We start from the raw sequence: 3,702 nt of genomic DNA, 5'->3' as shown, positions 1-3,702 counted from the left end.
TCGGGCTGCGGGGTGTCGAAGACGTGGGCCTCGGACCGGACCGTCCCGTCGGCCATCCGGACCCTGTCGACCCGGTAGTACCCGGCGTCCTTCAGTTCCTTGAGGGCCCGTCGGATGGCGCCCCGCCCCTGTGGACTGCTGTCCGCCATCTGCCGCCCGTCCTCCCGCCACCCGTCGGGGCGGGAGAGCAGGTCGGCGAGGAGGCCACGAGCGGTGTAACTCAGCCGCCGGTCCTGCAACAGGCCGTTCGGAAGCACGCTGAACGCGCGCGAATGAACGCTACGATGAATCCGCATCTGGAGCTTCGTTCTCCTGGTGCCTGACCCCGGGGTGTTCCACCACCGCCGGGGTCTCCTATGTTCTGTTGATGATGCGGAAAGTAGCACAGCGACTACGAAGAGTGCGAACCGTTCGAGCGTGAAGCCCAAGCCCCCCGCACCGAGTGCGCCCCCACGCCGGGCGAGGTGTTCAGGAGCACCGAGCGAGTCGATGCGGGCCGAGGTAGTAGGACAGGGCGGCGTGCGACGGCCCGTCCGGAACCCCGCCGCTCGTCAGCAGCTTCACCACCTCGCCCTCCGGGACCCACTCCACGCGACTCGCCTCGGAGACGTCCTCGGGCTCGCCGATCCGGATGCAGTCGGTGACGTGGTAGGCGTGGAAGTGGGCGTCGCCGATGCCGGCCATGGCGTCGTACTCGGTCAACAGCTCGGCCCGGCCTGGACGCCAGCCGGTCTCCTCCTCGACCTCGCGGACGACGGCCGCCGCCGGCTCCTCACCGGGCTCGACCCAACCGGCCGGCACCTCCCAGCCCCAGCGGCCGGTGATGAACCGGTGCCGGTAGAGGAGCAGGAACTCGCCGGCCTCGTTGGTGACGACGGCGGTGGTCGAGGAGCGGGGGTAGCGGACGACGTGGTGGTCGATCCGGCCGACACCGGGGATGTCGACGTCATCGAGCCAGACCTCGACCCACGGACTCCCGAACACCTGCCGACGCCCGAACACCTCCCACTCCACGAGCGGTCCCTCCCTCACACGCGCACCAGTTGCGTTCCCGACCCTCTCACGCGTGCGGTCTGCACGGGCACGACCGGTTCGCCGCTGGTCATGCCCTGGTCTCCCGTACCGTTCGGGCCGGTCCTCGGCCGCCCGCCATGGGGCGGGCGCGTTCGAGGAGCCCGCGCACGTGGGGGTTGCGGCGGTGCGGCCGGGTCGCGGAGAGCATCGAGCGGAAGCGGTCGTCGGCCCGGCCGGACTGGATGGTCGGATAGTCGTCCAGGGCGAGGTGCCAGTTCTGGACGGCCTCTTCCAGTCGGCCGGCTCCGAGCTGCCACTCGGCGAGCATCGAGCGGTGACGCACACGGCCCCGGCGATAGACCGCAGGCCGGATCTTCGCGGAGTGCTGCAGTGCGCGGATCGCGCTTTCACGGTCACCGAGCTCGTAGTTGACCTGGGCGATGTGGTACGAGAGCGTGGCGGGATCGTAGGAGCCGAACGCCTTCTCTTTGGACTCGGCCCGCTCCATCGCGACTTCCGCTGCCCGCAGATGGTGCAGGGCTCCGGCCCTGTCCCCGGTCTGGGCGAGGGCATGGGCCTGCTGACCGGCGAGGAAGGCCCTCATGCGGGGGCCGGCCTGTGGGGAGGCGGAGGAGGCTGCTTCCGCGAGTCGCAGGGCGGCGCTGCCGTGGCCGAGGTCGACGGCCTGAACGCTCATGCCCCGCAGGGTGGTGCAGTACGTGAGGTGGTCGCCCGCGTGCCCGGCCAGCTCCAGGGCCTTCAAGTAGTAGCGCTGGGCCAGGGAGTCGTGGCGTTCGTCCACGGCCATGTAGCCGGTCAGGTAGCAGTGGTCGGCGGCGGCCGACAGCATGGCCTTGCGGACGTCCTCACCGGCGTCCGCCCGCAGGTACGGGACGATCGTGTTGACCAGGAACGAGGCGGCCATCGGACGGGTCATCCGGCCGCCGAACTGGTCGTCCAGGTCGCTGATCCGCTCGGTCATCGCCGCGACCGCCTGGACCTCCGCCATGCCGATCCGCAGGTGGGGGTCGGTCCGCAGTCTCTCGAAGCGGCCCACCACGTCGGGCCAGCCGGGGATGGTGAGGGCCACCGAGTAGAGGCCGGCCGTGAGGATTCCGCGCCGGGACGGGTCCATATCGAGGCTCCCCAGGTCGATCAGCCCTGACACCGTATCCGTCGGCTGGTCAACAGGGGTAGGTGTCCCGCGGAATCCGGCCTCGACGGCGGTGATCGGCCGCTTGAGCCTCCGCGCCAGTGTCTCCAGGACGACCGGCAGGGCCTTCGCCGTAGGCGAGGTGCCGCTGAGCCAGTGGGAGACGGCCGAGGCGTCGTACTTCAGCCGCTGCCCGGTCTCGGTGCCGGTCCGGTTGACGGCCCGAGCCAAATCGCCGTTGCCCCAGGCGGCTTCGGCCATCAGTGAGGCGAGCCTGTGGTTCGGCCCACGGTCGGTTCGCACGACAGTTCCCCCTGGCAGGTGGGTTTCAAGGGTTTCAACGTCCGGGCGCGCCCCGACCATAGCCGACCGCAGGGCATGGATGTTGACTGTTCGTCATCGGCCAATCACCAGTCGTGGTGCGAATGGTCCCGTCCGCGTTCCCCTTCGAGGTGCCCCCATGCTGATGTCCCGCCGCCCGCGCATGTTCGTCGCACGCCTCGACGCGCGGACCGAATCCGCTCCCCTGGCCCGGTACTTGCTCCGGGCCTTCCTCTCCGGGCTGCCCTCCGGGGACCGCTACCGCGACACCGCCGAACTGCTCCTCGGCGAGCTCTTCGCCAATGCCGTCCTGCATTCCGACGCCCCCGACGACCGCCACATCGAGGTCCGCTTCGCTCTCACCGGCTCCCGCTTGCGCCTCGAAGTCCACGATGCCGGCACCGGACGGCCGATCCTCCGGACCGCCGTCCCCGACGATGAGAAGGGGCGCGGTCTGTTCCTTGTCGACGAACTTGCCGAACGGTGGGGTTGCGCCGCCCGCCCTTGTGGTATCGGCAAGTTCGTCTGGGCCCATATCGCCCCCGTCACCACCCTCGCCTGAGAGCCGCTTCTTCCATGAACCTCGTCACCCTCGCCCGGCACACCCTCTCCCGTGGGGCCACCCCGGCCGCGACCTACGCCCTCCTGGCCCGCCTCGGCCACCCGCCCCTGCCCGTCGCGCGCGCCGTCTGCCTCGCACTCGACATCCCCCACGCCGAAACCACCCGCCGCCTGGCCGAGTGCTACGACGCCCTCCTCGCCGACCCCCGCCCCGACACCGAGACCGACACCGGCGAACTCCTCGAAGCCCTCGGCGTCTTCGACGTCCCCAAGTCGCTCACCGACACCGAACTCGCCGTCGTCGAACACTTCCTCGTCGCCATCGACGCCATGGGCGGCATCCGACCGGGCCACCACCACGGCCTCCAACGCTGGTTCACCACCGGCAACCTCATCTCCGCGTACCTCTCCCTCGCCGCCGCCCACCCCCTTCCCCGCACCGGGGACCCCGCCCTCTACTGGACCACCCTCGTCACGGCCGGCGAACTCCTCGCCACCACGCTCCCCTCCGACCGCCGCATCACCTACGCCCTCACCCGCTGCCGCGCCCGCGCAACCCACCCGTAAGCGCGGGAAGTCGGCCCGGCCGACTTCCCGCGCAGGAGTGGACCGGGGGGCCGAGAAACGGGGGGAGCAGAGAGGGAGAGGGGGCG

Annotated in this window: 4 protein-coding genes and 1 pseudogene; 2 read left to right on the top strand and 3 right to left on the bottom strand. The window is 70.7% G+C overall.

Annotated elements, in window-relative coordinates:
- The 3 genes and pseudogenes from ACWDCZ_RS39355 to ACWDCZ_RS39345 all read right to left on the bottom strand — a co-directional run.
- Positions 1-296 (bottom strand): annotated as a pseudogene (locus ACWDCZ_RS39355) (hypothetical protein); the annotation flags it as partial.
- Positions 297-468: 172 nt separating this feature from the next.
- Positions 469-1,014 (bottom strand): NUDIX hydrolase, encoded by a 546-nt coding sequence (locus tag ACWDCZ_RS39350; RefSeq protein WP_449818470.1) that lies wholly within the window; start codon positions 1,012-1,014, stop codon positions 469-471.
- An 88-nt stretch (positions 1,015-1,102) separates the two neighbouring features.
- Complete coding sequence (locus tag ACWDCZ_RS39345; RefSeq protein WP_449818471.1) at positions 1,103-2,428, bottom strand: tetratricopeptide repeat protein; 1,326 nt, start codon at positions 2,426-2,428, stop codon at positions 1,103-1,105.
- 199 nt (positions 2,429-2,627) lie between these two features.
- Between ACWDCZ_RS39345 and ACWDCZ_RS39340 the strand changes: the two genes are divergently transcribed.
- The gene (locus tag ACWDCZ_RS39340; RefSeq protein ID WP_063780117.1) at positions 2,628-3,050 is read left to right on the top strand and encodes an ATP-binding protein; all 423 of its coding nucleotides are present in this window, start codon (positions 2,628-2,630) and stop codon (positions 3,048-3,050) included.
- A gap of 14 nt (positions 3,051-3,064) precedes the next feature.
- Entirely contained in the window at positions 3,065-3,616 is a 552-nt protein-coding gene (locus ACWDCZ_RS39335) for a hypothetical protein (protein ID WP_049650826.1), read from the top strand.
- Positions 3,617-3,702: the final 86 nt, after the last annotated feature.

It is taken from the genome of Kitasatospora sp. NPDC001225 (assembly GCF_053597855.1).
Note: the sequence above shows the minus strand (reverse complement) of the source record. Positions and strands in the feature narration are given on the sequence as shown.

Bases quoted from the DNA above. Each gene is read 5' to 3' on its own strand.
- ACWDCZ_RS39345 (WP_449818471.1), bottom strand. From the start codon at position 2,428: ATGGCCGAAGCCGCCTGGGGCAACGGCGATTTGGCTCGGGCCGTCAAC.
- ACWDCZ_RS39340 (WP_063780117.1), top strand. From the start codon at position 2,628: ATGCTGATGTCCCGCCGCCCGCGCATGTTCGTCGCACGCCTCGACGCG.
- ACWDCZ_RS39335 (WP_049650826.1), top strand. From the start codon at position 3,065: ATGAACCTCGTCACCCTCGCCCGGCACACCCTCTCCCGTGGGGCCACC.